At 68.9% G+C, this 25,867-nt stretch carries 25 protein-coding genes, 2 pseudogenes and 1 riboswitch; of the genes and pseudogenes, 13 read left to right on the forward strand and 14 right to left on the reverse strand.

The features are described 5' to 3' along the window. Nucleotides 1–46: 46 nt before the first annotated feature. Entirely contained in the window at nucleotides 47–655 is a 609-nt protein-coding gene (locus KVT44_RS23170) for an ADP-ribosyltransferase (protein ID WP_217568355.1), read from the forward strand. Nucleotides 656–658: 3 nt separating this feature from the next. Here KVT44_RS23170 and KVT44_RS23175 read toward each other — a convergent pair whose 3' ends face one another. Continuing rightward, on the reverse strand, nucleotides 659–1,291 hold the full coding sequence (locus KVT44_RS23175) for a GNAT family N-acetyltransferase (protein WP_217568356.1): 633 nt from the start codon (nucleotides 1,289–1,291) through the stop codon (nucleotides 659–661). A gap of 49 nt (nucleotides 1,292–1,340) precedes the next feature. Here KVT44_RS23175 and KVT44_RS23180 point away from each other — a divergent pair, with 49 nt between their 5' ends. Further along, a complete protein-coding gene (locus tag KVT44_RS23180; protein WP_217568357.1) occupies nucleotides 1,341–2,255 on the forward strand; it encodes a MerR family transcriptional regulator in 915 nt (304 codons plus the stop codon). 48 nt (nucleotides 2,256–2,303) lie between these two features. Then, the gene (locus tag KVT44_RS23185; RefSeq protein ID WP_099920578.1) at nucleotides 2,304–2,516 is read left to right on the forward strand and encodes an EF-hand domain-containing protein; all 213 of its coding nucleotides are present in this window, start codon (nucleotides 2,304–2,306) and stop codon (nucleotides 2,514–2,516) included. A gap of 66 nt (nucleotides 2,517–2,582) precedes the next feature. Here the strand turns inward: KVT44_RS23185 and KVT44_RS58195 are convergent. Then, nucleotides 2,583–3,172: pseudogene (locus tag KVT44_RS58195) on the reverse strand (ATP-binding cassette domain-containing protein). A 61-nt stretch (nucleotides 3,173–3,233) separates the two neighbouring features. Here KVT44_RS58195 and KVT44_RS23190 point away from each other — a divergent pair. Beyond that, nucleotides 3,234–3,653: pseudogene (locus KVT44_RS23190) on the forward strand (FadR/GntR family transcriptional regulator); the annotation flags it as partial. 66 nt (nucleotides 3,654–3,719) lie between these two features. Next, a complete protein-coding gene (locus KVT44_RS23195; RefSeq protein ID WP_368857591.1) occupies nucleotides 3,720–4,385 on the forward strand; it encodes an NADPH-dependent F420 reductase in 666 nt (221 codons plus the stop codon). A 2-nt stretch (nucleotides 4,386–4,387) separates the two neighbouring features. Here the strand turns inward: KVT44_RS23195 and KVT44_RS23200 are convergent, their stop codons facing one another. From KVT44_RS23200 to gcvT, 11 genes are all read right to left on the reverse strand, one after another. Continuing rightward, the gene (locus tag KVT44_RS23200; protein ID WP_217568359.1) at nucleotides 4,388–4,933 is read right to left on the reverse strand and encodes an MOSC domain-containing protein; all 546 of its coding nucleotides are present in this window, start codon (nucleotides 4,931–4,933) and stop codon (nucleotides 4,388–4,390) included. Nucleotides 4,934–5,006: 73 nt separating this feature from the next. Then, nucleotides 5,007–5,360, reverse strand: coding sequence for a hypothetical protein (locus KVT44_RS23205; protein WP_217568360.1), 354 nt, complete (start codon nucleotides 5,358–5,360; stop codon nucleotides 5,007–5,009). A gap of 108 nt (nucleotides 5,361–5,468) precedes the next feature. Next, complete coding sequence (locus KVT44_RS23210) at nucleotides 5,469–6,026, reverse strand: glycoside hydrolase family 25 protein (RefSeq protein WP_099920574.1); 558 nt, start codon at nucleotides 6,024–6,026, stop codon at nucleotides 5,469–5,471. A 507-nt stretch (nucleotides 6,027–6,533) separates the two neighbouring features. Beyond that, nucleotides 6,534–7,157 (reverse strand): hypothetical protein, encoded by a 624-nt coding sequence (locus KVT44_RS61075; protein WP_217568361.1) that lies wholly within the window; start codon nucleotides 7,155–7,157, stop codon nucleotides 6,534–6,536. A 33-nt stretch (nucleotides 7,158–7,190) separates the two neighbouring features. Then, nucleotides 7,191–8,531 carry an arylsulfotransferase family protein gene (locus KVT44_RS23220; protein ID WP_254649760.1) on the reverse strand — a complete coding sequence of 447 codons (1,341 nt, stop codon included), beginning with the start codon at nucleotides 8,529–8,531 and terminating at the stop codon, nucleotides 7,191–7,193. Between the two features lie 877 nt (nucleotides 8,532–9,408). Further along, nucleotides 9,409–10,368, reverse strand: coding sequence for a D-2-hydroxyacid dehydrogenase family protein (locus KVT44_RS23225; RefSeq protein WP_217568363.1), 960 nt, complete (start codon nucleotides 10,366–10,368; stop codon nucleotides 9,409–9,411). Between the two features lies 1 nt (nucleotide 10,369). Then, nucleotides 10,370–10,546 carry a hypothetical protein gene (locus KVT44_RS23230; RefSeq protein ID WP_217568364.1) on the reverse strand — a complete coding sequence of 59 codons (177 nt, stop codon included), beginning with the start codon at nucleotides 10,544–10,546 and terminating at the stop codon, nucleotides 10,370–10,372. A 349-nt stretch (nucleotides 10,547–10,895) separates the two neighbouring features. After that, complete coding sequence (locus tag KVT44_RS23235) at nucleotides 10,896–12,263, reverse strand: L-serine ammonia-lyase (RefSeq protein ID WP_217568365.1); 1,368 nt, start codon at nucleotides 12,261–12,263, stop codon at nucleotides 10,896–10,898. 157 nt (nucleotides 12,264–12,420) lie between these two features. Then, nucleotides 12,421–13,698 (reverse strand): serine hydroxymethyltransferase, encoded by a 1,278-nt coding sequence (glyA, locus tag KVT44_RS23240; RefSeq protein ID WP_099920550.1) that lies wholly within the window; start codon nucleotides 13,696–13,698, stop codon nucleotides 12,421–12,423. Nucleotides 13,699–13,711: 13 nt separating this feature from the next. Continuing rightward, a complete protein-coding gene (gene gcvH / locus KVT44_RS23245) occupies nucleotides 13,712–14,089 on the reverse strand; it encodes a glycine cleavage system protein GcvH (RefSeq protein ID WP_054234610.1) in 378 nt (125 codons plus the stop codon). A 128-nt stretch (nucleotides 14,090–14,217) separates the two neighbouring features. Beyond that, nucleotides 14,218–15,336 carry a glycine cleavage system aminomethyltransferase GcvT gene (gene gcvT, locus KVT44_RS23250; protein WP_217568366.1) on the reverse strand — a complete coding sequence of 373 codons (1,119 nt, stop codon included), beginning with the start codon at nucleotides 15,334–15,336 and terminating at the stop codon, nucleotides 14,218–14,220. Nucleotides 15,337–15,482: 146 nt separating this feature from the next. Then, nucleotides 15,483–15,583, reverse strand: a riboswitch (glycine riboswitch). A 168-nt stretch (nucleotides 15,584–15,751) separates the two neighbouring features. On the opposite strand from gcvT, the gene KVT44_RS23255 reads away from it, so the two are divergent. The 8 genes from KVT44_RS23255 (at nucleotide 15,752) to KVT44_RS23290 (ending at nucleotide 25,174) form a co-directional block, all read left to right on the forward strand. After that, nucleotides 15,752–16,432, forward strand: a complete 681-nt coding sequence (locus KVT44_RS23255) for an AAA family ATPase (protein WP_217568468.1) — start codon at nucleotides 15,752–15,754, stop codon at nucleotides 16,430–16,432. Between the two features lie 110 nt (nucleotides 16,433–16,542). Continuing rightward, a complete protein-coding gene (locus KVT44_RS23260; protein ID WP_217568367.1) occupies nucleotides 16,543–17,346 on the forward strand; it encodes an enhanced serine sensitivity protein SseB in 804 nt (267 codons plus the stop codon). A gap of 224 nt (nucleotides 17,347–17,570) precedes the next feature. Then, the gene (locus KVT44_RS23265; RefSeq protein ID WP_099925377.1) at nucleotides 17,571–18,380 is read left to right on the forward strand and encodes an enhanced serine sensitivity protein SseB C-terminal domain-containing protein; all 810 of its coding nucleotides are present in this window, start codon (nucleotides 17,571–17,573) and stop codon (nucleotides 18,378–18,380) included. Between the two features lie 343 nt (nucleotides 18,381–18,723). Continuing rightward, nucleotides 18,724–19,731, forward strand: coding sequence for an ABC transporter permease (locus KVT44_RS23270; RefSeq protein ID WP_217568368.1), 1,008 nt, complete (start codon nucleotides 18,724–18,726; stop codon nucleotides 19,729–19,731). 69 nt (nucleotides 19,732–19,800) lie between these two features. Then, nucleotides 19,801–21,600, forward strand: a complete 1,800-nt coding sequence (locus KVT44_RS23275; protein WP_217568369.1) for an ABC transporter substrate-binding protein — start codon at nucleotides 19,801–19,803, stop codon at nucleotides 21,598–21,600. Between the two features lie 111 nt (nucleotides 21,601–21,711). Further along, on the forward strand, nucleotides 21,712–22,710 hold the full coding sequence (locus tag KVT44_RS23280; protein WP_060896606.1) for an ABC transporter permease: 999 nt from the start codon (nucleotides 21,712–21,714) through the stop codon (nucleotides 22,708–22,710). Then, nucleotides 22,707–23,801 (forward strand): ABC transporter ATP-binding protein, encoded by a 1,095-nt coding sequence (locus tag KVT44_RS23285; RefSeq protein WP_099920546.1) that lies wholly within the window; start codon nucleotides 22,707–22,709, stop codon nucleotides 23,799–23,801. The genes KVT44_RS23280 and KVT44_RS23285 overlap by 4 nt, the downstream gene beginning before the upstream one ends. A gap of 23 nt (nucleotides 23,802–23,824) precedes the next feature. Then, the gene (locus KVT44_RS23290; protein WP_217568370.1) at nucleotides 23,825–25,174 is read left to right on the forward strand and encodes an ABC transporter ATP-binding protein; all 1,350 of its coding nucleotides are present in this window, start codon (nucleotides 23,825–23,827) and stop codon (nucleotides 25,172–25,174) included. A gap of 80 nt (nucleotides 25,175–25,254) precedes the next feature. Here KVT44_RS23290 and KVT44_RS23295 read toward each other — a convergent pair whose 3' ends face one another. Next, the gene (locus tag KVT44_RS23295; RefSeq protein WP_217568371.1) at nucleotides 25,255–25,776 is read right to left on the reverse strand and encodes a hypothetical protein; all 522 of its coding nucleotides are present in this window, start codon (nucleotides 25,774–25,776) and stop codon (nucleotides 25,255–25,257) included. Nucleotides 25,777–25,867: the final 91 nt, after the last annotated feature.

The raw sequence follows: 25,867 nt of genomic DNA on the forward strand, positions 1-25,867 counted from the left end.
GTGAAGATCCCCGGCCCGCCGCCGCAGAACCGAGATCGTGCTCCCCATGATCACAACTCGCCTGCGGCGGCGGGCCGCCGCCGTCGTCGTCTCCCTCTCGGCCGTCTTCGCGACCTCCGCCGCGACGCTCCCCGCGACCCCCGCCGCCCCGCTCGCCAAGGCCGTCGCGCCCGCCTGTCCCCAGTTCGGCGACCCGGTCAAGGCCGCCGCCGACCACCGCGTGCAGGTCGACCGCATCACCCCCGAGCCGGTCTGGCGCAAGACCTGCGGCACGCTGTACCGCAGCGACAGCCGGGGCCCCGCCACCGTCTTCGAGCAGGGCTTCTACCCCAAGGACGTCATCGACGGGCAGTACGACATCGAGCAGTACGTCCTGGTCAACCAGCCCTCGCCGTACGTGTCGACGACGTACGACCACGACCTGTACAAGACCTGGTACAAGTCGGGCTTCAACTACTACATCGACGCGCCCGGCGGCGTCGACGTCAACAAGACCATCGGTGACACCCACAAGTGGGCCGACCAGGTCGAGGTCGCCTTCCCCGGCGGTATCGCGCGCCAGTACATCATCGGCGTCTGCCCGGTCGACAAGAAGACCAAGACCGAGATCATGAGCGACTGCGAGAGCAACCCGTACTACGAGCCCTGGCACTGACGCCTATCCGGCGATGAGCAGCGCCTCCGAGCCCACGGGACGGTAACCGGCTGCCTGGAACGCCCGCATGCTGCGGGCGTTCCCCGGCGCGACCTGGGCCCACAGCGGCTCCGGGGCGAGCTGCCGGGCCGCCGTCACCAGGGCCCGGCCCAGCCCTCGGTGCCGTACTCCGTCGTCCACCTCGACGGAGACCTCGAGCCGCCCCGCGATCCCTCGCCCCAGCACCAGCACACCGCCCTCCGTCGTCCACGCGCGCACGTCGGCACGGCGCCTACGGGCGTACACGATCCGCGGATGCTCGCCGTCCGTGATCTCCTGCAGCGCGAGCGCCGGCTCGCCCGGCAGGGGAGAGCCCACGAGCATCGCGTCGATCGTCTCGGACGAACGCCCCGTCCGCTCGAGGAAGGCCGCCAGGAACCGCGCGTTCATCGGCGCGGCGAGGGCGTCGCACGGCACGGCGGCCAGCGTGTCGTACACCCACCGCGGATCCTCGTCCGTGAAGACCACCGCGTGCGCGGTGAAGGCGAGCACACCCGCGTCCCGGTGGGACGCCTGCGCCACGACGGTCGTACGACCGTCCGGCGGTGGGAAGACGCCCTGTGCGGCCGCGTCGAGAATGTCCCGAAGAGTCTCCACCACCGCGCTCCTTGAGTCTCCACCCACTGGAAGGCCCAGACTCGCAGACATGATCGACGACGGCACCGGACTTCTCACCATCGGCGAGCTGGCCCGGGCCACCGGACTGACCGTGCGCACCATCCGCTACTGGTCGGACGAGGGCGCCCTGCCCCCGGTGGCCCGCTCCTCGGGCGGCTACCGGCTGTACGACGCCGCGTCCGTGGCCCGCCTCGAACTGATCCGCACCCTGCGCGAACTGGGCCTCGGTCTGGACGCCGTACGCAAGGTGCTGGCCGGCGAGACGACGGTCGCGGAGGTGGCCGCCGCCCATGTGACGGCGCTGGACGCGCAGATCAGCTCGCTGAAGGTGACGAGGGCGGTGCTGTCGTCCGTGGCGCGACGCGGTTCGACCGCGGAGGAGATGACGCTCATGAACAAACTGGCGCGGCTGTCGGCCGCCGAACGGAAACGGATCATGGAGGAGTTCGTGGAGGAGCTGTTCCACGGGCTCGACTCCGTGGATCCGGCCATCCAGGAGCGGATGCGCTCCACCGCGGTGGACCTGCCTCAGGAGCCGACTCCCGAGCAGGTGGACGCCTGGGTGGAGCTGGCGGAGATGGTCCAGGATCCGGAGTTCCGGGCGCAGATGCGCGAGGTGGTCGAGTTCAACGCGGCCGACCAGGACCACGCCGCGGCCGCCGGGCGATCCGTGTGGTTCCCCATGCGCCTGCTCCAGTTGGGGACCGAGGCCCGCGCCCGGGGAATCGCCCCCGAGTCGCCGGAGGCGGCGGCGCTCCTGCGGGAGGTGCTGGGGGACGGCGACCCGGCCGCCGTACTCGAACGCATGGAGTCGGCGTCCAACGACCGGCTCGCCCGGTACCGGGAGTTGCTGTCCACGGTGAAGGGCGCGGGGACCCCGTCCGCGCACCGTGCGGAGTTCGGCTGGGTGGTCGCCGCACTGAGGGCCGGCGCGGACCGTTAATCTGACCTCCGTCAACACAGCTGTCATGCACTACGAAGGGGCGGATCGGTGGCGGACATCGAGGAAGCACGCAAGCAGTTCGAGCGGATCGATACGGACGGTGACGGTTTCATCACCGCGGCCGAGTTCAAGAGCGCCCTCGCCCAGGGCGGCGACTGGAACGTCACCGACTCGGTGGCGGAGGCCATCATCGCCACCCGCGACCTCAACGGGGACAAGGTCCTCTCGTTCGACGAGTTCTGGGCCCACCTGAACAAGTGACCCGGGCCCTGACCAGGTGACCCGGACACAGGGGCGCCCGCCGACCATCCGGCGGGCGCCCCTTCGTCATGCCGGCCTTCGGACGCGTACGCTCCAGCGTCCGTCCCGCCGCTCCGGGGTCAGCGGCAGGTCGAAGCACTTGCCGACCTGATCGCCGGTCAGGACGGCCTCGACCGGTCCCCGGGCGAGTTCGCGGCCCTCCCGCAGGAAAAGCGCGTGCGTGGTGCCGGGGGTCGGGCATCAGGGCCCGGGCGATCAGGGTGCGACCGCGTTCCCCCTGGGAGAGCGTCGGCCGGCGGGCCTCGCGGCGGCCCGCGAGCCCCAGGGTCCGGATGAGCCGGTCGGCACGGCGTTGCTGTTCCGGCGTCGGCTGTCGGCGGGGCGGACGCTCGACCGAGTTCGTGAGGCCGGTCAGCACCACATCGTGCACGCGCGGCGGGGAGCGCAGCGGATGGCGGGGGTTGACGTGGCCGACGTACGAGCGCAGCTCCCGCAGGTCGACGGTGCCCACGGCTGCCGAGCACCTCCACGGTGCCGTGGGTGGGGTGGGTGAGCGCGCCGAGCAGGCCGAGCAGTGTCGTCTTGCCGGCCCCGTCGGCGCCGAGCAGCGCCCAGTGCTATCCGGCGCGGACGCTCAGCGACACCTCCCGGAGGATCGGGACGCCGTCACACGAGGCTGCCGGGCGAGACCACGCTCGCCGCCGAGCTCGGCGTGGGATCCAGGTGGAGGTGCAGACGGCCCGCCTCGCCGCCGCCCGCCGCACACCGGCGGACGTCACCGCCCTGGACGCCGCGCCGGCCGGCCGCCGCGCCGCGCCCGCCGGGGACGACGCGGCCTTCGTCGACGCCGACATCGCGCTGCACGCGACCGTGGTCGCCGCCGCCCACAACCCCGTACTCACCGACCTCTTCAGGGAGTTCGTGCCCGCCCTGCGGGAGGGCCTGATCGAGATGCCGGCCCTGGTGGGGATGCGGGAGCACGACCCCAACACGGGCGACGACGCCCACGCGGCGCTGGTACGGGCCGTCGCGGACGGGGACGCGGACACGGCGGGGACGGTGCTCCGAGAGGAGCTGGAGGAGACGCTCGCCCTGTTGCGGCGGCCCGTCACCCGAACGCCGTACGTCCCGGAATAGGTGCGCCTGTACCACGGTTGATGATCACCGTCAGTCCAGTGGCGTCAACCCCGGAAGGGCCTGTTCATAATGAAGATCGGCATCATCGGAGCGGGCAACATCGGCGGCAACCTCACCCGACGGCTCACCGCCCTCGGACACGACGTCTCGGTCGCGAACTCCCGCGGTCCGGAGACCCTCACCGCGCTCGCCGCGGAGACCGGAGCGACCCCCGTCAAGGTCGAGGACGCGGCGCGCGACGCCGAGGTCGTCGTCGTCACGGTTCCCCTGAAGGCGGTCCCGAACCTGCCGCACGGGCTTCTGGACCAGGCCGCCGAGGGCGTCGCCGTCATCGACACCGGCAACTACTACCCCAAACACCGCGACGGCAGGATCGCCGCGATCGAGGACGAGGGCCTGACCGAGAGCGGCTGGACGGCCCGACAGATCGGCCACACCGTCGTCAAGGCGTTCAACGGCACGTACGCCCAGGACATCCTGGACCGGCACCGCCCGGCCGGCGCCCCCGACCGACTGGCGTTGCCGGTGGCCGGTGACGACGAGGCCGCCAAGCGGGTCGTACGTGAGCTCATCGACGAACTCGGCTTCGACACGGTCGACACGGGCGGCCTCGACGACTCCTGGCGCCAGCAGCCCGGCACCCCGGTCTACGGCCTCCAGAAGGGCGTCGACGAGGTGACCAAGGCGCTGGCGGAGGCGCCCCGGGAGCGCTCCGCGGACTTCCGCGCGTAACGTCAGACAATCCGCAGCGGAAGGTGCGGCCCGACCGGCAACTCGACCTCGACGGGGTCCCCGGGCCGCACCACACCGCCTTCCCGTACGACGCTCATGACCCCGGACTTGTAGACGACGCCGCCGCCGTCCTCGTCCCTCCCGACGACCTGCTTGAGCAGCCCCTTCTGGAAGTCCTCGATCTGCGCGCAGGGATTGCGCAGCCCGGTGATCTCCACGACGGCCTCGTCCCCGAGACGCAGCAGCGTGCCCACCGGCAGCCCCAGCAGATCGACACCCCGGGTGGTGACGTTCTCCCCGAGTTCCCCGGGAGCGACGGTGAAGCCGCTCTCGCGCAGCTCGTCGAACAGCTCCTCGTGCATGAGGTGCACCTGCCGCAGGTTCACCTGCGACGGGTCCTTCGCCATCCGGAACCGGTGCTTCACGGTGGTTCCCGCGTGCACATCACCCTCCACCCCGAGCCCGGCGAGCAGCGTGATGCTCTCCCGGTTCGGCTTGGTGAAGGAATACGTCCCGTTACTGCTGACCGCCGTGACCGCCCCGCCCATCCGCGAGAGCTCCCCTCTCTTCGACAGCTCCCACCGAGCCGCAGGTCAGAGCGTACGCGTCAAAGCGTATGCGTCAGGAGAACTCATGGGTCAGCCGGATCTCTCCGACGATGTGGGCGTTGAACTCGTCGAGTTGCTCGGCCGGCACCCACAATTCGAGGATGGTCCGCCCGCCGACCTGCTGGACGGGGTACCGGCTCAGGAACTCCGACTCGACCTCGAAGCGCGTGACGTAGCCGGCACCGTCGTGCTTCACGTTCCAGTCCCGCGCGATCCTGATCGCGTAGTCCTCGTTGAGCACCGGATAGAAGATCGGCTGCTCGGGCAGTCGGGGCGGCCAGGCGCGCCACGCCGACTGCCGGACCAGGTCCAGCTCCTCGGGACCGGTGGGGCGCCACAGGGTCGTAGTCGCCGGCTGGCTGGACATGCGCACCGCTTTCGAAGGGGGAGGTACGGGGGAGCCCGGACGATACCGACGTCATGAGCCCGGCGGCCACGAGGTTTCCGTCCGTTCCGCAAGGGGGCGGCCGGCCCGTCAGCCCCCGGTCGCCCACTCCTCCAGCGCGGCCTTGCTGCCGAAGTTCGCGACGTCCCTGTCCAGGGGCTCGTCGGTGTACTGGTGGAATCGCCACGAGGCCTCGATACGGGGCTTGCCCGCGGTCACGTAGTCGGCGATCCACAACCCGTCCCCGGCGTACGAGGTGGTGTCGACGGTGAGCCAGTAGTCGCGGTTGGTGTAGAGGAGGACCCGGTGGTTCGGCCGAAGCTGCTTCACCATCCGGATGAAACGGTCCTTCTCGGCGTTGCTCGCGTGCGTACCGTCACCGGTGGCCTCCCAGTCGACGGCGAGCAGGTCCCCGGCCTTCTCGGGGGCCTTGCCGACGAAGTACTCCGCCTGGGCGGTGATGTTGCCGGGCCACAGGAAGTGGTAGAACCCGACCACGCACCCGGCGTCCCGGGCCGTCTTCACCTGTGCCGTGAGTTTCGGATTGACGTACGTATGGCCCTCCGTCGCCTTGACGAAGACGAACGAGAGACCGTCGGTGGAGAAAGCGGACGACTGGTAGGCGCTTACGTCGATGCCGCGCAGCATGGGCGACTCCTCCGTGCGTGGGGGGATGTACACGTACCGTCCTGCCTGATACGTGCGGAGACCGACTACTTGTCACATGCCCCTGCTTTCCCCACCACACCCTCGAACACCGGCCCGTCCGGTCGAGCATGCGCCCGAGCCGACGAACCGGCGTACTCGTCATGCGTAGGTCGTGGTTTGACTTCCTGTCACGCGGCACGATGCGAAGTGGGTGGGGCCGATCGACCCGGGGTCGCTGCTGCCGGCGACCTGCACCAGTCGGCCGCCGGCCGACCTGACCCGGGCGACCGTGGCCGTCTTCGGCTGCCCTTACGCGGTCATCCGCCGGGCCGAGAAGTCCGGACCCTGCCCGGGGCGGCACCTCGCGTTGGCCGGCGGGAGGTGCCGCGGGTGCTCGCCGAGCGGCTCCTCAAACTCGCCCGCCCCGAGACCGTCGGCCTCCGCTCCGATCATTCGCTCGGGCCGGCTACCGGGCTTTCCTTGGTATCCGCGGCATCGGTATGCAGTTCAGGCCGACCCAGCCAGGACACGAACAGCCCGTCGGGATCCCATCCGGGCTCCTGCGAGCAATGCACGACCACGGCGCGGGCGTGCCCGTCTCCGAGACGCCGCAGACCTTCTGCGACTGCTTCGAGTTCGTCGGTCAGGGAGGCTCCTGCGCGGGGGGCGACGTATTTCCCGCCCATCCAAAAGCTTGTCGGGATGGACAAACTGGATAGCGAGCTCGCCGAGCGAGCTGCCGACGTACTCGTCGACGAACGATGTACCCCCGATATACCTGTCGCGGTAGGGAGCACTCTGGTCCACCGTGTCTCCAGACCATTCCGCGTACAGGTGGGCACGCGGATACCACAGCTTGTACCGTTGGGTCTCCGTGGCCTGCCACCAGAACCACCAGTCCACCATGGCCGGAGACACTCCGGCGTCGCTCAGCGTTGCTGCGTTGTCCGGGCTCAGGCGCAAAGGGGGCGGCTGCGGGCCAAGACCGATCGCCTCCTTGATGTGCTCCGGCATTGGTGCCATCACCGGGTTCCAGTACTTGGCGTACCATTTGCCGTCGAGTTCGCCGGGGTGCATTCCCAGGTGGGGCCGGCGGGCGGGGTCCGGGCGCGGTTCTCTCACTTCGGTCATGCTGTGACTCCCTCATGGTGCCCCCGCCAACGGTCAGCCGGAGAGTTTCACCACGCGGGAGTCCCCGATGACCCTGCCCTTCGCATCCAGCGCCCTGACCTTGAAGTACGGTCCTGGTTTGGGCGTGGTGACGGCGGTCTCGAATCCGGACCGAGGGGCGTGTCTGACGACGACCGACAGGGAATTGGGGTCGGATCCGGCGAGTACCTGCCATGCTTCGGTCTGCGTCGAGCCGTTCCAGGAGGCGTAGACGGCGCTGTGCCCGCCGTCGGACCGTGCCGCCGCACTCGGTGGGTAGTAAGGCGTGCCGATCCATTTGTTCCGGAAGGCTCGGTAAGAGATGTCGGAGCCCGGTAGTTTCGCGTCGTAGAGCAGGTTCCGCGAGGCGTTGCCCTCGGTGTTCCCTGCACCCGCGTACTCCGAGTAGTACGGGCTCTGACCCCACCCGATGAATTCGTTGCCGTTGGAGAGGGCCTGGGTGTTTCCCTGGGTCGGTGACTCCAACGGCGGCTGGTGGTAGTAGGTCTTGTCCACCGTCGCCTTGTGGTTGCGGAAATCAAGGCTGAGGATCAGGCCGTGCGAACGCTGTTCGGGGGTGCCGTCGGGCAGGTCGCAGCAGCCGTCGTCGAACATGCTGATCCGGTTTCCTGGCCGGAATCGGGCATCGTGCTGCCAGTAGAAGCCCGCGTTCGGACCGAAGGTGAAGTCGCTTTTCTTTCCCCCGATCTGATAGCGGACCTTCCCGGATTTCTTGGTGACGTCGTAGATCGCCCACATGTTCCGGGCCGAGATCAACAGCCGGCCGTCAGGGCCCTCGTCGACGGAGTTGATGTGAAAGGCATCCCACACTCCGCCGGACGACGACGCGCTGGAGGCTGCCTCCTCGGAATCGGCGGGGTCGATATGGTCCAGCGCGTTCCATGAGTAGAGGAGTCTCCCCGTGGCGAGGTCGACCTCCTGGATCTCGCTGTTCTCGATGGCTCCGTTCTTCGGACCCCCATAGGGTGTGAGATCCATGGGCACCGGTTTGGAGGCGATGAACAGGGCGGTGCCCCTGCGGGTCAGGGTGAACTCGTGCTCGTCCGGGTAATAGCCGTGATGCGCGAAGACCGTTTTGAGCAGGCGGTAGTGGGTGTCGTAGATGTAGTAGCACCCGCCCGGTTCCGGCGCACCGGCCGGCAGGTTCGTATACGCCGGGGGAAGGGCGAGAGTCCCCTGCCACCAGGTCAGCACCGGTTGTCCCCGGCCCCCGCGGCCGTCGTAATAGGTCTGGACCTTGAAGTCGGCGTTCTGGAGGTTCGTGGAAGGCAGTGGGCGGAACCAGACCGGATCACCCGAGTCGTCGTTGACCAGTGCCCCCGTCTGGCCGACCATTTGGTCCGCGCTGAACGGGGCGACAAAGATGTCTCCGTGAGCCGTTCCCGGTTTGTTTGCGGTCACGGTCACCCGCATGGGGTGAAGGCCCGGTTCGGAGACGAAACTCCACACATCGCTGCCCGACAGGATCGGGGGTGGAGTACTTTCCGATGGAGGGAAGGGTTTCGTCGCGCACCGGCGGGACGCGCCCCCTTGGGGGCTCGCCGTGGCCGACGGCACGGAGTTCGCGAAGACACACCCCGCAGCGAGCACGCAGGCTCCGACGGTGCGACGGGTCCTTCTCCGTGTCCGGCGGACCCGCGGCTCTCGCGTCACCATTGCCGACCTCCTTGGCACCCGGAGCCCTTCTCCGACGGCGGTGCCGCTCGTCCTCGAACGTCGTGTTCGGTTCACCCCTCCGACCCATGACGATCAAGACCGGGAGCTGTTCCTCTGGTGACGGTATGCAGCAAGAGGGGCCCGCGCCTGCTGAAGGCCACTCAGGTAGGCCGTTCGGCAGGCGCGGCCTCACCCGGACATGCGGCAGCTCCATCGCGACGGGGTGATGACGAGCCGGCCTTCCGACGCCCCGGTCCGGCGGGCGTACTTGGGCAGCAACCGGGGGCTGAAGGTGCCCAGCCGGTCCCGGGGGACCTGCACCGGGCACGGTGCCGACGGTGGTCGAAGTCCGGGCCACCGTCGGGGCGTGCGTGGGGATGCCGTCAGGCGGCGACGTGGTGGCCCGGCGCGGGCAGGAAGGCGCCGAGTTTCGTCATGTGGCGGGACACGCTCACGGTGGTGGTCTGCGGTCGTGCGGGGAACGGTGGGACGGCGACCGCGGAGAGGGACGAGAGGCCCCGGCGGCCGCACGGCCGCCGGGGCTCACGACGGCACGTCAGCCGAGGACCCGGACCGGGTCGCCGTCGAGGTAGGCCTGGATGTCCTCCAGGGCCTGGCCGTAGTAGCGCGCGTAGTTGGCGCGGGAGACATAGCCGAGATGCGGGGTGGCGAGTAGCCGTGGCGCGGTGCGCATCGGGTGGTTGCCCGGCAGCGGTTCGACGTCGAAGACGTCGGCGCCGGCGCCGGCGATACGGCCCTCGTGCAACGCCGCGAGCAGGGCGTCCTGGTCGACGATCGCGGCCCGCGAGGTGTTGATCAGGTAGGCGGTGGGCTTGAGCAGGGCGAGTTCGGCGGCGCCGAGCAGGCCCCGGGTGCGGTCGCTCAGCGCGAGGTGGAGGGAGATGAAGTCGCTGCTTGCGAGCAACTCCTCCTTGGAGGAGGCGAGTTCGACGCCGACCTCGTCCGCGCGTTCCTTGGTGAGGTGCTGGCTCCAGGCGGTGACCTCCATGCCGAAGGCGAGTCCGATCTGGGCCACCCGGCTGCCGATCTTGCCGAGTCCGAGCAGGCCGAGCGTGCGGCCGTGCAGGTCGGCGCCGACGGTGGACTGCCACGGGCCGCCGCCGCGCAGGGCGTTGTTCTCCTGGACGATGCCGCGGGCGAGTCCGAGCAGCAGGGCCCAGGTGAGTTCGACCGGCGGCGTCGAGGAGCTCTGGGTGCCGCACACGGTGACGCCGCCCGCCTTCGCGGCCGCGTAGTCGATCACCGAGTTACGCATGCCGGAGGCGATCAGCAGCTTCAGGCGGGGCAGCCGGTTCAGCAGTGAGTCCGGGAAAGGCACCCGCTCGCGCAGGGTGACCACGAAGTCGAAGTCGGCGAGGGCGGAGGCGAGTTCGTCCTCGGTGGCGAAGTGCTCGGTGAAGGAGACGACCTCGACCCGATCGCTCAGCGTCGACCAGTCGGCACATGTGCTCGCCACGTTCTGGAAGTCGTCGAGTACGGCGCAGCGGAATTGCACGTCATTTCTCCCAGGTGTTCTCGCTGTCGGGGCGCGAGCACGCGCCCAGTCCGGGGTCTCCCGGCAGCACGATCCTGCCCCGGTCGATCACGGCACCGGAGAACGGGTCGCCCACCAGGTCGAGATGGCCGTCGAGGTCGAGCAGTTCAACCGTGCCGGGCCGGTTCGCGGGCCGCACCCGTGGCCCGCCCCGGTGTCCAGAGGCGTTGCCGTCTTGTTGGTGAGCTGGGGTGATTCTGTCCTCCGCCGCCATTCGGGCACCGGTGGTTGATGCCGTGCCGGATCAGAGAGCGTCGACGGTCACCACGTACACCGATACGCCCAGACGGCCGCGAACCGCCCGTTGTCCCTCAGCCGGACTGCTGGGCTAACGCTCTGCCGAGGGGTTTGCTGTGACGAGCCGCCGGGCGGCTGCGCCCGAGGGGCATTCGACGTTGCGTACGTGCTACGAACTCTTGCCGCCGTGTGAGCAGGGAAGGCCCCGACAGCGCCGAAAGAAACGAACGCGCTGGTCAGGGCCTATTTCCCTAGCACTCGATGATGTTCACCGCCAGCCCGCCCCGCGCCGTCTCCTTGTACTTGACGCTCATGTCCGCGCCCGTCTCCTTCATGGTCTTGATGACCTTGTCGAGGGAGACCTTGTGGGAGCCGTCGCCGCGCATGGCCATGCGGGCGGCGGTGACCGCCTTGACCGCTGCCATGCCGTTGCGTTCGATGCAGGGGATCTGGACGAGGCCGCCGACGGGGTCGCAGGTGAGGCCGAGGTTGTGTTCCATGCCGATCTCGGCGGCGTTCTCGACCTGTTCGGGGCTGCCGCCGAGGACCTCGGCGAGGGCGCCCGCGGCCATCGAGCAGGCCGAGCCGACCTCGCCCTGGCAGCCGACCTCGGCGCCGGAGATGGAGGCGTTCTCCTTGAAGAGCATCCCGATGGCGCCGGCGGCCAGCAGGAAGCGCACGACGCCGTCCTCGTCCGCGCCCGGGATGAAGTTGATGTAGTAGTGGAGGACCGCCGGGATGATGCCCGCGGCGCCGTTCGTGGGGGCCGTGACCACCCGGCCGCCCGCCGCGTTCTCCTCGTTCACCGCCATGGCGTAGAGCGTGATCCACTCCATCGCGTGGGCCAACGGGTCGCCCTCCGCCCGCAGCTGGCGGGCCGAGACGGCGGCGCGGCGGCGGACCTTGAGCCCGCCCGGCAGGATGCCCTCGCGGGCCATGCCCCGGGAGACGCACGCCTGCATCACACGCCAGATGGCGAGCAGGCCCTCGCGGATCTCCTCCTCGGTGCGCCAGGCCCGCTCGTTCTCCAGCATCAGGGCGGAGATCGACAGGCCGGTCTCCTTCGTCAGCCGCAGCAGCTCGTCGCCCGTGCGGAACGGGTACTTGAGCACCGTGTCGTCGAGCTTGATGCGGTCCTCGCCCACCGCGTCCTCGTCGACCACGAAGCCGCCGCCGACCGAGTAGTACGTCTTCTCCAGGACGAGTGCGCCGGAGGCGTCGTACGCGAAGACCGTCATGCCGTTCGCGTGGTACGGCAGGGCCTTGCGGCGGTGCAGGACCAGGTCGTCGGCGAAGGAGAAGGAGATCTCGTGCGTGCCGAGGAGCGAGAGGCGGCCCGAGGACTTGATCTGCTCCACGCGGTCGTCGGCGCCCTCCACGTCCACGGTTCGCGGCGACGCGCCCTCCAGGCCCAGCAGCACCGCCTTCGGGGTGCCGTGGCCATGACCGGTCGCGCCCAGGGAGCCGTACAGCTCGGCCCGGACGGAGACCACCGAGTCCAGCAGCTCCTCGTTGCGCAGCCGGCGGGCGAACATGCGCGCCGCACGCATCGGGCCCACCGTGTGGGAGCTCGACGGGCCTATGCCGATCGAGAACAGGTCGAAGACCGAGATGGCCACGGGGACTCCTCACAACAGGGGTGGTGCATGGGGGCGGGCGCCGCGCACAGCTCCAGTTCCAGTGTGCGCGGCGTCCCGGTGAATCGTACGTTCCGTGCGAATTTCTGTACGAAAGTGAACTTTCGCAGGAACTGGTTCTGTACTACTTCAGGCGGTACTACTTCAGGCCGGGGTACAGCGGGTGCTTGTCGGCCAGGGCGGAGACCCGGGACTTGAGGGACTCCGCGTCGGCCGCCCCGAAGGGAGAGGGTGCCTTCAGTGCCTCGGCGATGATGTCCGCGACCTCGGTGAAGTCCTCGGCCTGGAAGCCGCGGGTGGCGAGCGCGGGCGTGCCGATGCGCAGGCCGGACGTGATCATCGGGGGGCGCGGGTCGTTCGGGATGGCGTTGCGGTTGACCGTGATGCCGACCTCGTGGAGACGGTCCTCGGCCTGCTGACCGTCCAGCTCGGAGTTGCGCAGGTCGACCAGGACCAGGTGCACGTCCGTGCCGCCGGACAGCACGTCCACGCCCACGGCCTTGACGTCGTCCTGGACCAGGCGCTCGGCCAGGATGCGCGCGCCGTCCAGCGTGCGCTGCTGGCGCTCCTTGAAGTCGTCGGAGGCGGCGACCTTGAAGGAGACGGCCTTCGCGGCGATCACGTGCTCCAGCGGACCGCCCTGCTGGCCGGGGAAGACCGCGGAGTTGATCTTCTTCGCCAGCTCGGCGGTGGACAGGATCACGCCACCGCGCGGGCCGCCCAGCGTCTTGTGGGTCGTGGTCGTGACCACGTGGGCGTGCGGCACCGGGTTCGGGTGCAGGCCCGCGGCCACGAGACCCGCGAAGTGCGCCATGTCGACCATCAGGTACGCGCCGACCTCGTCCGCGATCCGACGGAACGCGGCGAAGTCCAGCTGACGCGGGTACGCCGACCAGCCCGCCACGATCAGCTGCGGCCTGGACTCCTTGGCGAGGCGCTCGACCTCGTCCATGTCGACCTGACCGGTCTCGTCGTTCACGTGGTACGCGACCACGTTGTACAGCTTGCCGGAGAAGTTGATCTTCATGCCGTGGGTGAGGTGCCCGCCGTGCGCGAGGTTCAGACCCATGATCGTGTCGCCCGGCTTCAGCAGCGCGAACATCGCCGCCGCGTTGGCCTGGGCGCCCGAGTGGGGCTGCACGTTCGCGTGCTCGGCGCCGAAGAGCGCCTTGACGCGGTCGATGGCGATCTGCTCGACCACGTCGACGTGCTCACAGCCGCCGTAGTAGCGGCGGCCCGGGTAGCCCTCGGCGTACTTGTTGGTCAGGACCGAGCCCTGGGCCTCCATGACCGCGACCGGAGCGAAGTTCTCCGAGGCGATCATCTCCAGGGTGGACTGCTGGCGGTGCAGCTCGGCGTCGACGGCGGCGGCGACGTCCGGGTCCAGCTCGTGCAGGGGCGTGTTCAGAAGCGACATCAGTCAGAAGTCCTTAAGAGCCGGAGAACTCGGTGTACTCGTCGGCGGAGAGCAGGTCGGCCGGCTCGTCCGTGACGCGTACCTTGAACAGCCAGCCGCCCTCGAAGGGGGCGGAGTTCACCAGCGACGGGTCGTCGACCACGTCCTGGTTGGCCTCCACGACCTCGCCGGTGACCGGCGCGTACAGGTCGCTGACCGACTTGGTCGACTCCAGCTCGCCGCAGGTCTCGCCCGCGGTCACCGTGTCACCGACCTCCGGAAGCTGGGCGTAGACGACATCGCCGAGCGCGTTGGCCGCGAACTCGGTGATGCCGACCGTCGAGACGCCGTCCTCGGCGACCGACAGCCACTCGTGCTCCTTGCTGTAGCGCAGCTGCTGGGGGTTGCTCATGGCCTGAATTCTCCTGTACGCGGGGGAGTGCGGATGAACGGGATGACCGAGTGGTCTTGGGATACGAGACGTGACACAGCGGCGTGCGTCACGTGGGCGCGCTGGACGGGGCCCTTTCGGCCCCGAAGCTACTTCTGGCGCTTGTAGAACGGCAGCGCCACGACCTCGTACGGCTCATGGCTGCCCCGGATGTCCACGCCGACCCCGGCCGTGCCGGGCGCGGCGTGGGCGGCGTCGACGTACGCCATCGCGATCGGCTTGCCCAGCGTCGGGGAGGGCGCGCCGGAGGTGACCTCGCCGATCACCTTGCCGTCGGCGACGACCGGGTACCCGGCGCGCGGCACGCGACGGCCCTCGGCGACAAGACCGACGAGTACCCGCGGGGGGTTCTCCTCGGCGCGGGAGGCGGCCTCCTGGAGCGCGGCACGTCCCACGAAGTCCCCCTCCTTCTCGAACTTCACGACCCGCCCGAGCCCCGCGTCGAAGGGGGTGAGCGAGGTGGTCAGCTCGTGCCCGTACAGCGGCATGCCCGCCTCCAGGCGCAGCGTGTCGCGGCAGGAGAGGCCGCAGGGGACGAGCCCGACGGGCGCGCCCGCGTCCGTCAGCGCCTGCCACAGCTTCTCGGCGTCGGACGGGGCCACGAACAGCTCGAAGCCGTCCTCGCCCGTGTAGCCCGTGCGGGCGATCAGCGCCGGGACGCCCGCGACGGTGCCCGGCAGACCGGCGTAGTACTTCAGCCCGTCCAGGTCGGCGTCGGTCAGCGACTTGAGGATGCCGGGGGACTCGGGGCCCTGCACGGCGATCAGCGCGTACGCGTCCCGGTCGTCGCGCACGAGGGCGTCGAAGCCGGCGGCACGCTCGCTCAGCGCGTCCAGCACCACCTGGGCGTTGGAGGCGTTCGCGACGACCATGTACTCGTTCTCGGCCAGCCGGTAGACGATCAGGTCGTCCAGGATGCCGCCGTCCTCCCGGCAGATCATCGTGTAGCGGGCGCGGCCGACGCCGACGGAGGCGATGTTGCCGACCAGCGCGTGGTTGAGCAGGGTGGCGGCCTGCGGCCCGGTGACCGTGATCTCGCCCATGTGCGACAGGTCGAAGAGACCGGCCCGGGTGCGCACGGCGAGATGCTCGTCGCGCTCGGAGCCGTAGCGCAGGGGCATGTCCCAGCCCGCGAAGTCGGTCATCGTCGCGCCGAGCGCGCGATGCAGGGCATCGAGCGCGGTGAGACGGGGTGCGTTACTGCTCATCGGTGGGGCTCCCAAGGCATGACGGCGAGGTCGTTCCTCCCCATCTGTCATCGGAACCTGAGAGGTTCATCACGACCCCGCGAACGGAGGTCCTGACTTGCACCTTGGGTGGAGCCACTGGACAGCGGCCCGCTTTTCAGATGTGCCTCGCCCGCGCGGTAACGGGGCCTGAGAGATTCAAGGGAGGGACTTGCTCCTTCGGCGCCCGGGTACCCGAAGGTTCCCGGAACTCTCCCGCGCGGATTCAAGCGGCCGGTATGCAGTTGGCGGGCACATCATCGCACGCGCCGTCCGATCACGGCAGTCCGCATCTGTAACCGGCCTGTGGCAGTCCGCGTACGGAAACGAGAGACACCGCGCATTACCTTCTCTTTACACTCGACGGGGATGGGACTCCACACCCAAGGGGAGGACGATCACGGTGAACAGGACCACGGCGTACGCCACGACCTCGGGCCTCGCGCTGCCCGAGCAGCCCGGTGCCCCGGCCAGGACCCGGGAGACGTGCGGAGCGCTGCCGACGGCCGTCGTCCGCGACCTCAGAGAGCGCGCGGGACACTCTCCGCACGGTCTGCACTTCGCGGCGGCCGACGTCGTCGTGGTCACCGGGTTGCCGGGCAGCGGCAAGTCGACCCTGATGCGCCGCGCCGTCGAGGGCCCGCGCATCGACTCCCAGGACACCCGGGACCGCTGGGACGAGCGGATCGGCGGCCGGCTGCCGTACGCCCTCTACCGGCCCCTCGTCCGCCTCGCGCACTACGCGGGCCTGCGTCGCGCCCTGCGCTCCGGCGCCGGGCTCGTCGTGCACGACTGCGGTACGCAGGCCTGGGTGCGCCGCTGGCTCGCCCGCGAGGCCCAGCGCCGCGGCGGCACCCTCCACCTGCTGCTGCTCGACGTCACGCCCGGCACGGCGCTGGAGGGCCAGCGCGAGCGCGGCCGGGGCGTCTCGCGGTACGCGTTCGCCCGTCACCGGGGCGCGGTTGCCCGGCTGCTGCGCTCCGTCGAGCGGGGCGACCTGCCGGAGGGCTGCGGCTCGGCGGTGCTCCTCGACCGGGACGCGGCGGACGTACTGCGGCGGATCGGCTTCGGTGGCTGAGAAACGGCCGCGAGTGGCCGAGAGCGGTCGTGAAGTCATACAGGCCCACTAACCTTTCCAGCCAGAACACCAGAACAGTGGTTCACCGCAGGCGGTAGACAGGTAGACAGATGGACATCCCCGACTTCCCGGACTTCTCGGTCCCGGCGTACCCGCAACCCGGCCCCCACCCCCACTCGCACGGCGGCTGGCCGGGCAACGAACTGGAGGAGGTGCTCTCCGCGTCCCTCGGAGTGCCCTCGGCCGGCGGCCGCATCGTCGAGGTCCTCGGCCGCAGCTTCGTCTGGGTGCCGCTGCCCAACGGCGGCGGACCGCACGCGGGATCCCTCGACCTGCCCATCCTGGAGATCGAGGGCCAGGCGTACGTGCCGGTCTTCAGCTCCGAGGAGCAGTTCCGCCAGGTCGCCGGCAGCCATCTGTCGTACACGATCGCGCCCGCGGTCGAGTTCGCCCGCGGGCTGCCTCCGCAGGTCGGTATCGCGATCAACCCGGACGGGACGGTCGGAGTGCCGCTGCCGCCCCTCGCGGTCGCCGAGCTGTGCCGGACCGGGCGCACCCCACTGGACGGGCCCACGAGCGGTGGCCGGGTGAAACTCTACGAGCCCGACTGGCAGGACGACCCGGTGGACTTCTTCGCCGCCGCCTCGGCCGAGTTCGCGGCGACGGGAGTCGTCCTGACCGCCCGCCGCTGTCTGGCCAGCATCGAGGGCGACGACCCGGTCATGTTCGTCGGGGTCGAACTCTCCGTGTGGGAGGGAGACCTCCGCGCCCTCCCCATGGACGCCCTCTCCCGGGCCCTCTCCCGCGTCGCGGTCAAGTGGCCGGTGAACCTCGTCCTCCTCGACGTCGCCCAGGACCCGGTGGCCGACTGGATGCGAGCCCAAGTACGGCCCTTCTATCAGCAGACCCAGTAGAAGCGCGCCGAAAGGGGCGCGAGGCTGTGACCATTGTGCGGCTCCGCCGCGGGGGCGCGCCCAGCCACGATCAACCGGCAGCCTCCAGACCACAAGGGGCCCCGAGCTCTCAACCGCTCCCCCAGCGGAGCGCATTCGCCGCTTAAGCTGGTTTCATGGCTCGGCCGGGGTTCGGCCGAGGTGTTGGTCGACGTCATGATTTCTTCGCGAAGGGGCGGTTGAAGGTGAGCGCGTCGGGCACGGCCGCGGCCGGTCAGGTCGAGCACATGCTGCGCCAGGTGACGCCCGGGCGTTACGACGCCTACGAGGCGCTCCTTCGCGCGCTCGCGACCCCGTCGTCCGGCCAGGTGTGGATGCTGCTCTGGCACGGCCAGGCGGGCTCCCCGGACGCCCAGTACGGGAACATGGAGGTGGAGGGCTTCGGATACGCGCCGTGCGTCACCTCCGCCCAGGAGCTCTCGGCCAGCGGCTGGAACCGGTCGTACGAGGTCGTCGACGGTCTCGACGTGGCCCGCACCCTCTACCCCGACCACTTCGGGCTCTGGCTCAATCCGCACGCCCCCGGCGGCGGGGTCGGCATTCCCTGGCTCGATCTGCGCAGAATCGCGGCGGGTCTGGAGCGCCAGCCCGCCGGTCCGCTGCGACTGTCCGAACCCGGCATCGAGATCCCGCAGTTCTACGCCCTGCTCACGCAGAACGCCCATCGCACCACCGCCGTGCGCTCGCTGCGCCGTGCCTGGGTGCAGCCGGCGCTCGGGGCGCCGTATCTGGCCATCGGACTGGACGTCTACGACACTTCGCCGCCCGCCGTCGACTCGGTGCGGGCGATGATGCAGCAGTCCATCGGCGCGGTTCCGGACGGGCTGCCCGTGTCGACCGTCGCGATGTCGGACGAGTACGACCCGGTGGCGCTGTGGCTGCGCGCCAACGCGCGGCCGTTCTACGACCGCGAGGCCCACGCGGCCCCCGCGGGCCCCGCCCAGGCTCCGATGGCGGGTGGGTACGGCTATCCACCGGCACCCGGCGGATACTGATCCGCCGTCCGCCGAACCGTGAAGGATCGGCACGGGTCCTTCACCGCGGCTCTGCATTTCTTCGCGCGTAGATGGCAAGGGATCGTCCGGTTAATGCCCGTATTAACCTCCGGTGTCCCAAATGCCCCGCGTCCGACCCCCGTTACCCGCCGTCCGGATAACGGAACCCCCCTGACAGCATCACGTTTACGCATCCATTCACCGTCAAGTCTGGCTACAGATCGCCGAGGCGTTGAAGACTCCCGCTCCAGGGGGTTTAGCCCCTGTGTACGACGGACTGATCACGCCGCTACAAGCGGCACGTGTGGGCCGGCTACCGCCGGTTGAGAGGGGTCCCTGCCAGATGACGGCACCATTGCACGAGCCGACCGCGGAAGCGGCCCCGAGTGCGGCCGAAGAAGCGGCGGCTGCCGCCGCCGGCGAGAAGGTCGTGCAGGGACGTTCCCTGGGCCGGATCGCCTGGGAGCGCCTGAAGAGGGACAAGCTCGCCCTGACCGGCGGCATCGTCGTGCTCGTCCTCATCGTGGTCGCCCTGCTGGCGCCAGTGATCACCCACCTGCTCGGTCAGGACCCGGACACCTTCAACGAGAAGCTGATCGACCCTCTGTTCGGCACCCCCACGGGGTCGTTGGGCGGCATCAGCGGTGACCACCTGCTGGGCGTCGAGCCCGTCAACGGCCGCGACATCCTCGCCCGCATCCTCTACGGTGCCCGCGTCTCGCTCCTGGTGGGCTTCCTCTCCGCCGTCGTCGCGGTCGTCCTCGGCACCGTGCTCGGCATCCTGGCGGGCTTCTTCGGAGGCTGGGTGGACTCGCTCATCAGCCGCGTGATGGACGGCCTGCTGGCCTTCCCGCAACTCCTGTTCACGATCGCCCTGGTCTCGGTGATGCCGAACGACATGCTGGGCCTGTCCGGCTCCAACGTGCGCGTGTTCGTGATGATCCTGGTCATCGGCTTCTTCGGCTGGCCCTACATCGGACGCGTGGTGCGCGGCCAGACGCTCTCGATGCGTGAGCGCGAGTACGTCGAGGCCGCGCGATCGCTGGGCGCCGGGCGGTTCTACATCCTGTTCAAGGAACTGCTGCCCAACCTGGTCGCGCCGATCATCGTCTACACGACGATGATGATCCCCACGAACATCCTCACCGAGGCGGCGCTCAGCTTCCTGGGTGTGGGCGTCAAGCCGCCCACCTCGTCCTGGGGACAGATGCTGTCGAGCGCGATCGACTACTACGAGTCCGACCCCATGTACATGGTGGTCCCTGGTGTGGCGATCTTCATCACCGTCCTTGCCTTCAACCTTTTCGGCGACGGCGTGCGGGACGCGCTGGACCCGAAGGCCTCCCGCTGAACTGCCACACCCCAAGCGTCCCGTGGCATCGACACGGGGTCTCTCATCAAATCCGGAGGATCCGAGATCGTGACTACCCAACGCACCTCAGGGCGGCGTAAGCAGGCGTTTGCCGCCGCTGCTGCGGTCGCCGCACTGCTGACCACGGCGGCGTGCGGCGGTGGAGGCAGCGACGACAACAACGGTTCGAAGACCGGCGCCGCCGGCTTCGACGCCGCCAACAACAAGGTCGCCCAGGCCTCCCTGGTCAAGAAGGGCGGCACGCTGCGGTTCGGCGGTGCCCAGGACGCGGACTCGTGGGACACCACGCGTGGCTACTACGGCTTCATGTGGGACTTCGCGCGCTACTACAGCCGCCAGCTGGTCACGGGCAAGACGGAGCCGGGCAAGGCCGGCGCCGAGCTGACCCCGGACCTCGCCACCGGTCTCGCCAAGGTCACCGACGACGGCAAGACCTACACGTACACCCTGCGTGACGGCGTCACGTGGGAGGACGGCAAGGCGATCACGTCCAAGGACGTGAAGTACGGCATCGAGCGCGTGTGGGCGCAGGACGTGCTGTCCGGCGGTCCGACGTACCTCAAGGACTTCCTCGACCCCAAGGGCGAGTACAAGGGTCCCTACAAGGACACGTCCAAGGACAAGCTGGGCCTGAAGGCCATCACCACGCCGGACGACAAGACGATCGTCTTCCACCTCCCCAAGGCCAACTCGGACTTCCAGGAGGTGCTGGGTCTGGTCTCGGCCTCCCCGGTCCGCCAGGACATGGACACCAAGTCCAAGTACGGCCTGAAGCCGTTCTCCTCCGGCCCGTACAAGTTCGAGTCGTACAGCCCGGGCAAGAGCCTGACGCTGGTGCGCAACACGAACTGGACGCAGTCCTCGGACCCGATCCGCAAGGCGTACCCGGACAAGATCACCGTCCAGTTCTACTCGGACGCCAACCAGCTGGACCAGCGCCTGCTCAACGGTGACCTGGACCTGGACATCAACCAGACCGGCATGTCCCCGCAGGGCCGCACCACCGCCCTGAAGGAGCACAAGGCCAACCTGGACAACCCGATCTCGGGTTACATCCGGTACGCGGCATTCCCGCAGAGCGTGAAGCCGTTCGACAACGTCGAGTGCCGCAAGGCCGTCATCCTCGGTGCGGACCACGTCTCGCTGCAGACCGCCCGCGGTGGCCCGGTCGCCGGTGGTGACATCGGCACCAACATGCTCCCGCCGTCCGTCCCGGGCTCCGAGGGCCAGAAGTACGACCCGTACGCCATCTCCGGCGCCGACAAGAACGGCAATGTCGAGAAGGCCAAGGCGGCGCTGAAGGCGTGCGGCAAGCCGAACGGCTTCTCCACCACCATCGCGGTGCGCAACAACAAGCCGGTCGAGGTCGCCACGGCCCAGTCGCTGCAGGCGTCGCTGAAGAAGATCGGCATCAACGCGCAGATCGACCAGTTCGACGGTTCGCAGACCACCGGCATCATCGGCAGCCCCTCGAACGTGAAGAAGAAGGGCTACGGCATCATCATCATGGGCTGGGGTCCGGACTTCCCGACCGTCCAGGGCTTCGGTCTGCCGCTGTGGGACAGCAAGTACATCGCACCGAGCGGTAACAACAACTTCGCCCTGATCAACGACAAGACCATCGATGGTCTGTTCGACCAGTACGTCACCACGCTGGACGAAGCGGGCAAGACCAAGCTCTCGACCGAGATCAACCACAAGGTCATGGAGGGCGCGTACTACCTGCCCTTCACCTTCGAGAAGTTCATCAACTGGCGCGGCGACAACCTCGCGAACGTCTACACGACGGACAACTACAGCGGTACGTACGACTTCGTCAACCTCGGCCTGAAGAACCCGAAGAAGTAAACCGGCACACCCGCCGTACAGGCACGAAAGGCAGGTGAAGGCCGGCGCGGCGTGGTCGCGGGCCATCGGATGACCTCCGGTGGCCCGCGGCCCCGCGGCGGGCCGTAAGCTGTGCTCGCTTACCTCATCAGGCGGCTGTTCGCCGCCGCAGTGATGCTCGTGGTCATCGTCATGGTGGTCTTCGGCATCTTCTTCCTCGTCCCCAAGTGGGCGGGCGTGGACATCGCCTCGAGCTTCGTGGGCAAGCAGGCCGACCCGGCCGCTGTCGAGGCCGTACGGCAGAAGCTGGGCCTGAGCGACCCGATCTACTCCCAGGTCTGGGAGTTCTTCAAGGGCATCTTCGCCGGACGCACCTACTCGGGCGGTGGCGACGTCACGCACTGTGCCGCGCCCTGCTTCGGTTATTCCTTCCGCAGCGAGCAGGCCGTCTGGCCGGTGCTCACCGACCGCTTCCCGGTGACCCTGGGACTCGCGCTCGGTGCCGCCGTGCTGTGGCTGGTCTTCGGTGTCGCGGCCGGTGTGCTCTCCGCCCTCAAGCGGGGCACCATCTGGGACCGCGGTGCGATGGTCGTCGCCCTGGCGGGTGTCTCCCTCCCCATCTACTTCACCGGCCTGCTCAGCCTGGCGATCTTCGCCTTCGGCCTGAAATGGATCAACGCGCAGTACGTGCCTTTCGACCAGAGCATCAGCGGCTGGTTCGGCGGCATGATCCTGCCCTGGATCACCCTCGCGTTCCTCTACGCGGCGATGTACGCCCGGATCACCCGCGCCACCATGCTGGAGATCCTCGGCGAGGACTACATCCGCACTGCACGTGCCAAGGGCCTCAAGGAGCAGGTCGTCATCGGCAAGCACGCCATGCGCTCCACGATGACCCCCATCCTCACCATGCTGGGCATGGACCTCGGCGCCCTCATCGGCGGCGCCATCCTGACGGAGTCGACGTTCAACCTGCCCGGCCTCGGCCGCGCGGTGCTCGACGCCATCCGGAACCAGGACCTGCCCATCATCCTGGGCGTCACCCTGATCACTTCTCTCGCGGTGCTGATCGCCAACCTCGTGGTGGACGTCCTGTACGCCGTGATCGACCCCCGAGTGAGGCTCTCATGACCGAACTCAGCAAGAGCGGAGCGGTGGCCGAGCCCGTCAAGGACTCGCCCGCACCCTCCGCCTTCCTCGAAGTACGCGACCTGAAGGTGCACTTCCCGACCGACGACGGGCTGGTCAAGTCCGTCGACGGGCTCAGCTTCCAGCTGGAGAAGGGCAAGACCCTCGGGATCGTGGGCGAGTCCGGCTCCGGCAAGTCGGTGACCTCGCTCGGCATCATGGGCCTGCACACGGCCGGCCAGTACGGCAAGCGCAAGGCGCAGATCTCCGGCGAGATCTGGCTGAACGGCACCGAACTGCTGTCCGCCGACCCGGACTACGTACGCAAGCTGCGCGGCCGCGAGATGGCGATGATCTTCCAGGATCCGCTGTCCGCGCTGCACCCGTACTACACGATCGGTCAGCAGATCGTGGAGGCGTACCGCATCCACAACAACGTGGACAAGAAGACGGCGAAGCGCCGCGCGGTCGAGATGCTCGACCGGGTGGGCATCCCGCAGCCGGACAAGCGCGTCGACAGCTACCCGCACGAGTTCTCCGGCGGTATGCGCCAGCGCGCGATGATCGCGATGTCGCTGGTCAACAACCCCGAGCTGCTCATCGCGGACGAGCCGACGACCGCCCTGGACGTGACCGTCCAGGCGCAGATCCTCGACCTGATGCGGGACCTGCAGAAGGAGTTCGGCTCCGCGGTCATCATCATCACCCACGACCTGGGCGTCGTCGCGGAACTCTCCGACGACATCCTGGTGATGTACGGCGGCCGTTGCATCGAGCGCGGTCCGGCCGAGAAGGTGTTCTACGAGCCCCGGCACCCCTACACCTGGGGGCTGCTCGGCTCGATGCCACGCCTGGACCGTGAGCAGACCGAGCGCCTCATCCCCGTCAAGGGCTCCCCGCCCTCGCTGATCAACCTCCCGTCCGGCTGCGCCTTCAACCCGCGCTGCCCGTACGCGGACGTTCCCAAGGACAACGTGACCCGCACGGTCCGCCCCGAGCTGACCGAGGTCGGCGGACGGCACTGGGCCGCCTGCCACATGACCCAGGAGCAGCGGGAACGCATCTGGACCGAAGAGATTGCGCCGAAGCTGTGAGCGAGAAAGCCAAGGACGCGGAAGTGACCATTCCCGCACAGGCCCAGGACGAAGGCGGCGCCACCCTCACCAAGGACGCCGCCCCGGGTGACGTCCTGCTGAAGGTGACCGGGCTGCAGAAGCACTTCCCCATCCGGAAGGGCCTGCTGCAGCGTCAGGTCGGTGCCGTGCGCGCCGTCGACGGCCTCGACTTCGAGGTGCGCTCCGGGGAGACCCTGGGCGTCGTGGGCGAGTCCGGCTGCGGCAAGTCCACGATGGGCCGGCTCATCACGCGGCTGCTCGAACCGACCGCGGGCAAGGTCGAGTTCCAGGGCAAGGACATCACGCACCTCGGTGTGAGCGGTATGCGTCCGATGCGCCGTGACGTCCAGATGATCTTCCAGGACCCGTACTCGTCACTCAACCCCCGCCACACGGTCGGCACGATCATCAGTGCCCCGTTCAAGCTGCAGGGCGTGACCCCTGAGGGCGGTGTCAAGAAGGAGGTCCAGCGGCTGCTGTCGGTCGTCGGCCTCAACCCCGAGCACTACAACCGCTATCCGCACGAGTTCTCCGGCGGTCAGCGCCAGCGCATCGGCATCGCCCGCGCGCTCGCGCTCAACCCGAAGCTGGTCGTGGCGGACGAGCCGGTCTCGGCGCTCGACGTGTCGATCCAGGCGCAGGTCGTCAACCTTCTCGACGACCTTCAGCAGGAGCTCGGCCTGACGTACGTGATCATCGCGCACGACCTGTCGGTGGTCCGGCACGTCTCGGACCGGATCGCGGTGATGTACCTCGGCAAGATCGTGGAGCTCGCCGACCGCGACTCGCTCTACAAGGCGCCGATGCACCCGTACACCAAGGCGCTGATGTCCGCGGTGCCGATCCCGGACCCCAAGCGCCGGAACGTGAAGAGCGAGCGCATCCTGCTCAAGGGCGACGTGCCCTCGCCGATCGCGCCGCCGAGCGGCTGCCGCTTCCACACGCGGTGCTGGAAGGCCACGGAGATCTGCAAGACGGCCGAGCCGCCGCTCCTGGAGCTGAAGCCCGGCCAGCAGGTCGCCTGCCACCACCCGGAGAACTTCGAGGACCAGGCGCCGCAGGACACGGTGCTGCTGTCCGCGGCGAAGGAGGCCGCGGCGCTCGTGGCCGACGAGGTGCTGGCGGAGTCGGCGGAGACGTCGGCGGCCGTGGCCGCGGAACTGGCAACCACGGAGGAGACTCCGGAGCCCGCCGCGGAGACGACCACCGAGCCCGCTGAGGAGGCCGCCGCTGAGGAGGCTGCCGCTGAGGAGGCTGCCCCCGAGGAGGCCGCTGCCGAAGAGGCTTCCGAATCGGTCGCCGTCGACGAGTCGAACTCGTCGGAGGAGTCGGGAACCGACAGCCAGAAGTGAACAGGGCGGTGTGAATTCACCGAAACAAATGCCCCGGTAACCAGAGAAATGGTTACCGGGGCATTTGTTTTGAAGAATTATCAGGAACTGGTTTCCCAGTAGTGCCAGCCGACCGAGGTCGCCGGAAGCTTGGCCGTGCCCCTCGCGAGCGTCGTCACCGAACAGTTCGGGTTCGTGCGGTTCGACTCCCATCCGACCTTGAAGCCGTTGGAGCCGTACTGCAGGTTCCCGTACTTGTTGGAGCGAATGTTGTGCGAGTACGTGTGGCCGGTCGTGATCGCCACGGACTTGGTGATGCTGCCGCTCACCGACGCCTTGGCCGAGGCGAAGAGGTAGCTCGCGCTCACCTCCAGGGAGGCGGAGAGGCTGTACGTGATGGTGGACGCCCTGGTGACGGAGGCGGTGATGGTGCCGCCCGGACCGTCCTTGAAGTACGCGCCCGAGGCGGGAATCCGATAGGCCGAGTGCGAGGTGATCAGGACCCCGTAATCGACCGGGCACGACCTTTTCGGAGTGACGACCGCCGAGGCCGGCGCCGCGCCCGCGACGAGCGGCATTACTCCGGCGACGACGAGTGTGGCCAGCTTGGTTCTCGTACGCATGAATTTCCCCCATGCAAGTGGTCCGGCCTCCGTTTCGGCGGAGCCCGTCAAGCTGGAATGAGCCTATGAAGTTGACCGAGACCGGTCAATC

Origin of the sequence: Streptomyces sp. GbtcB7, from assembly GCF_019091445.1 — a bacterium.
In the GTDB taxonomy this organism is placed as follows: Bacteria; Actinomycetota; Actinomycetes; order Streptomycetales; family Streptomycetaceae; genus Streptomyces; species Streptomyces mirabilis.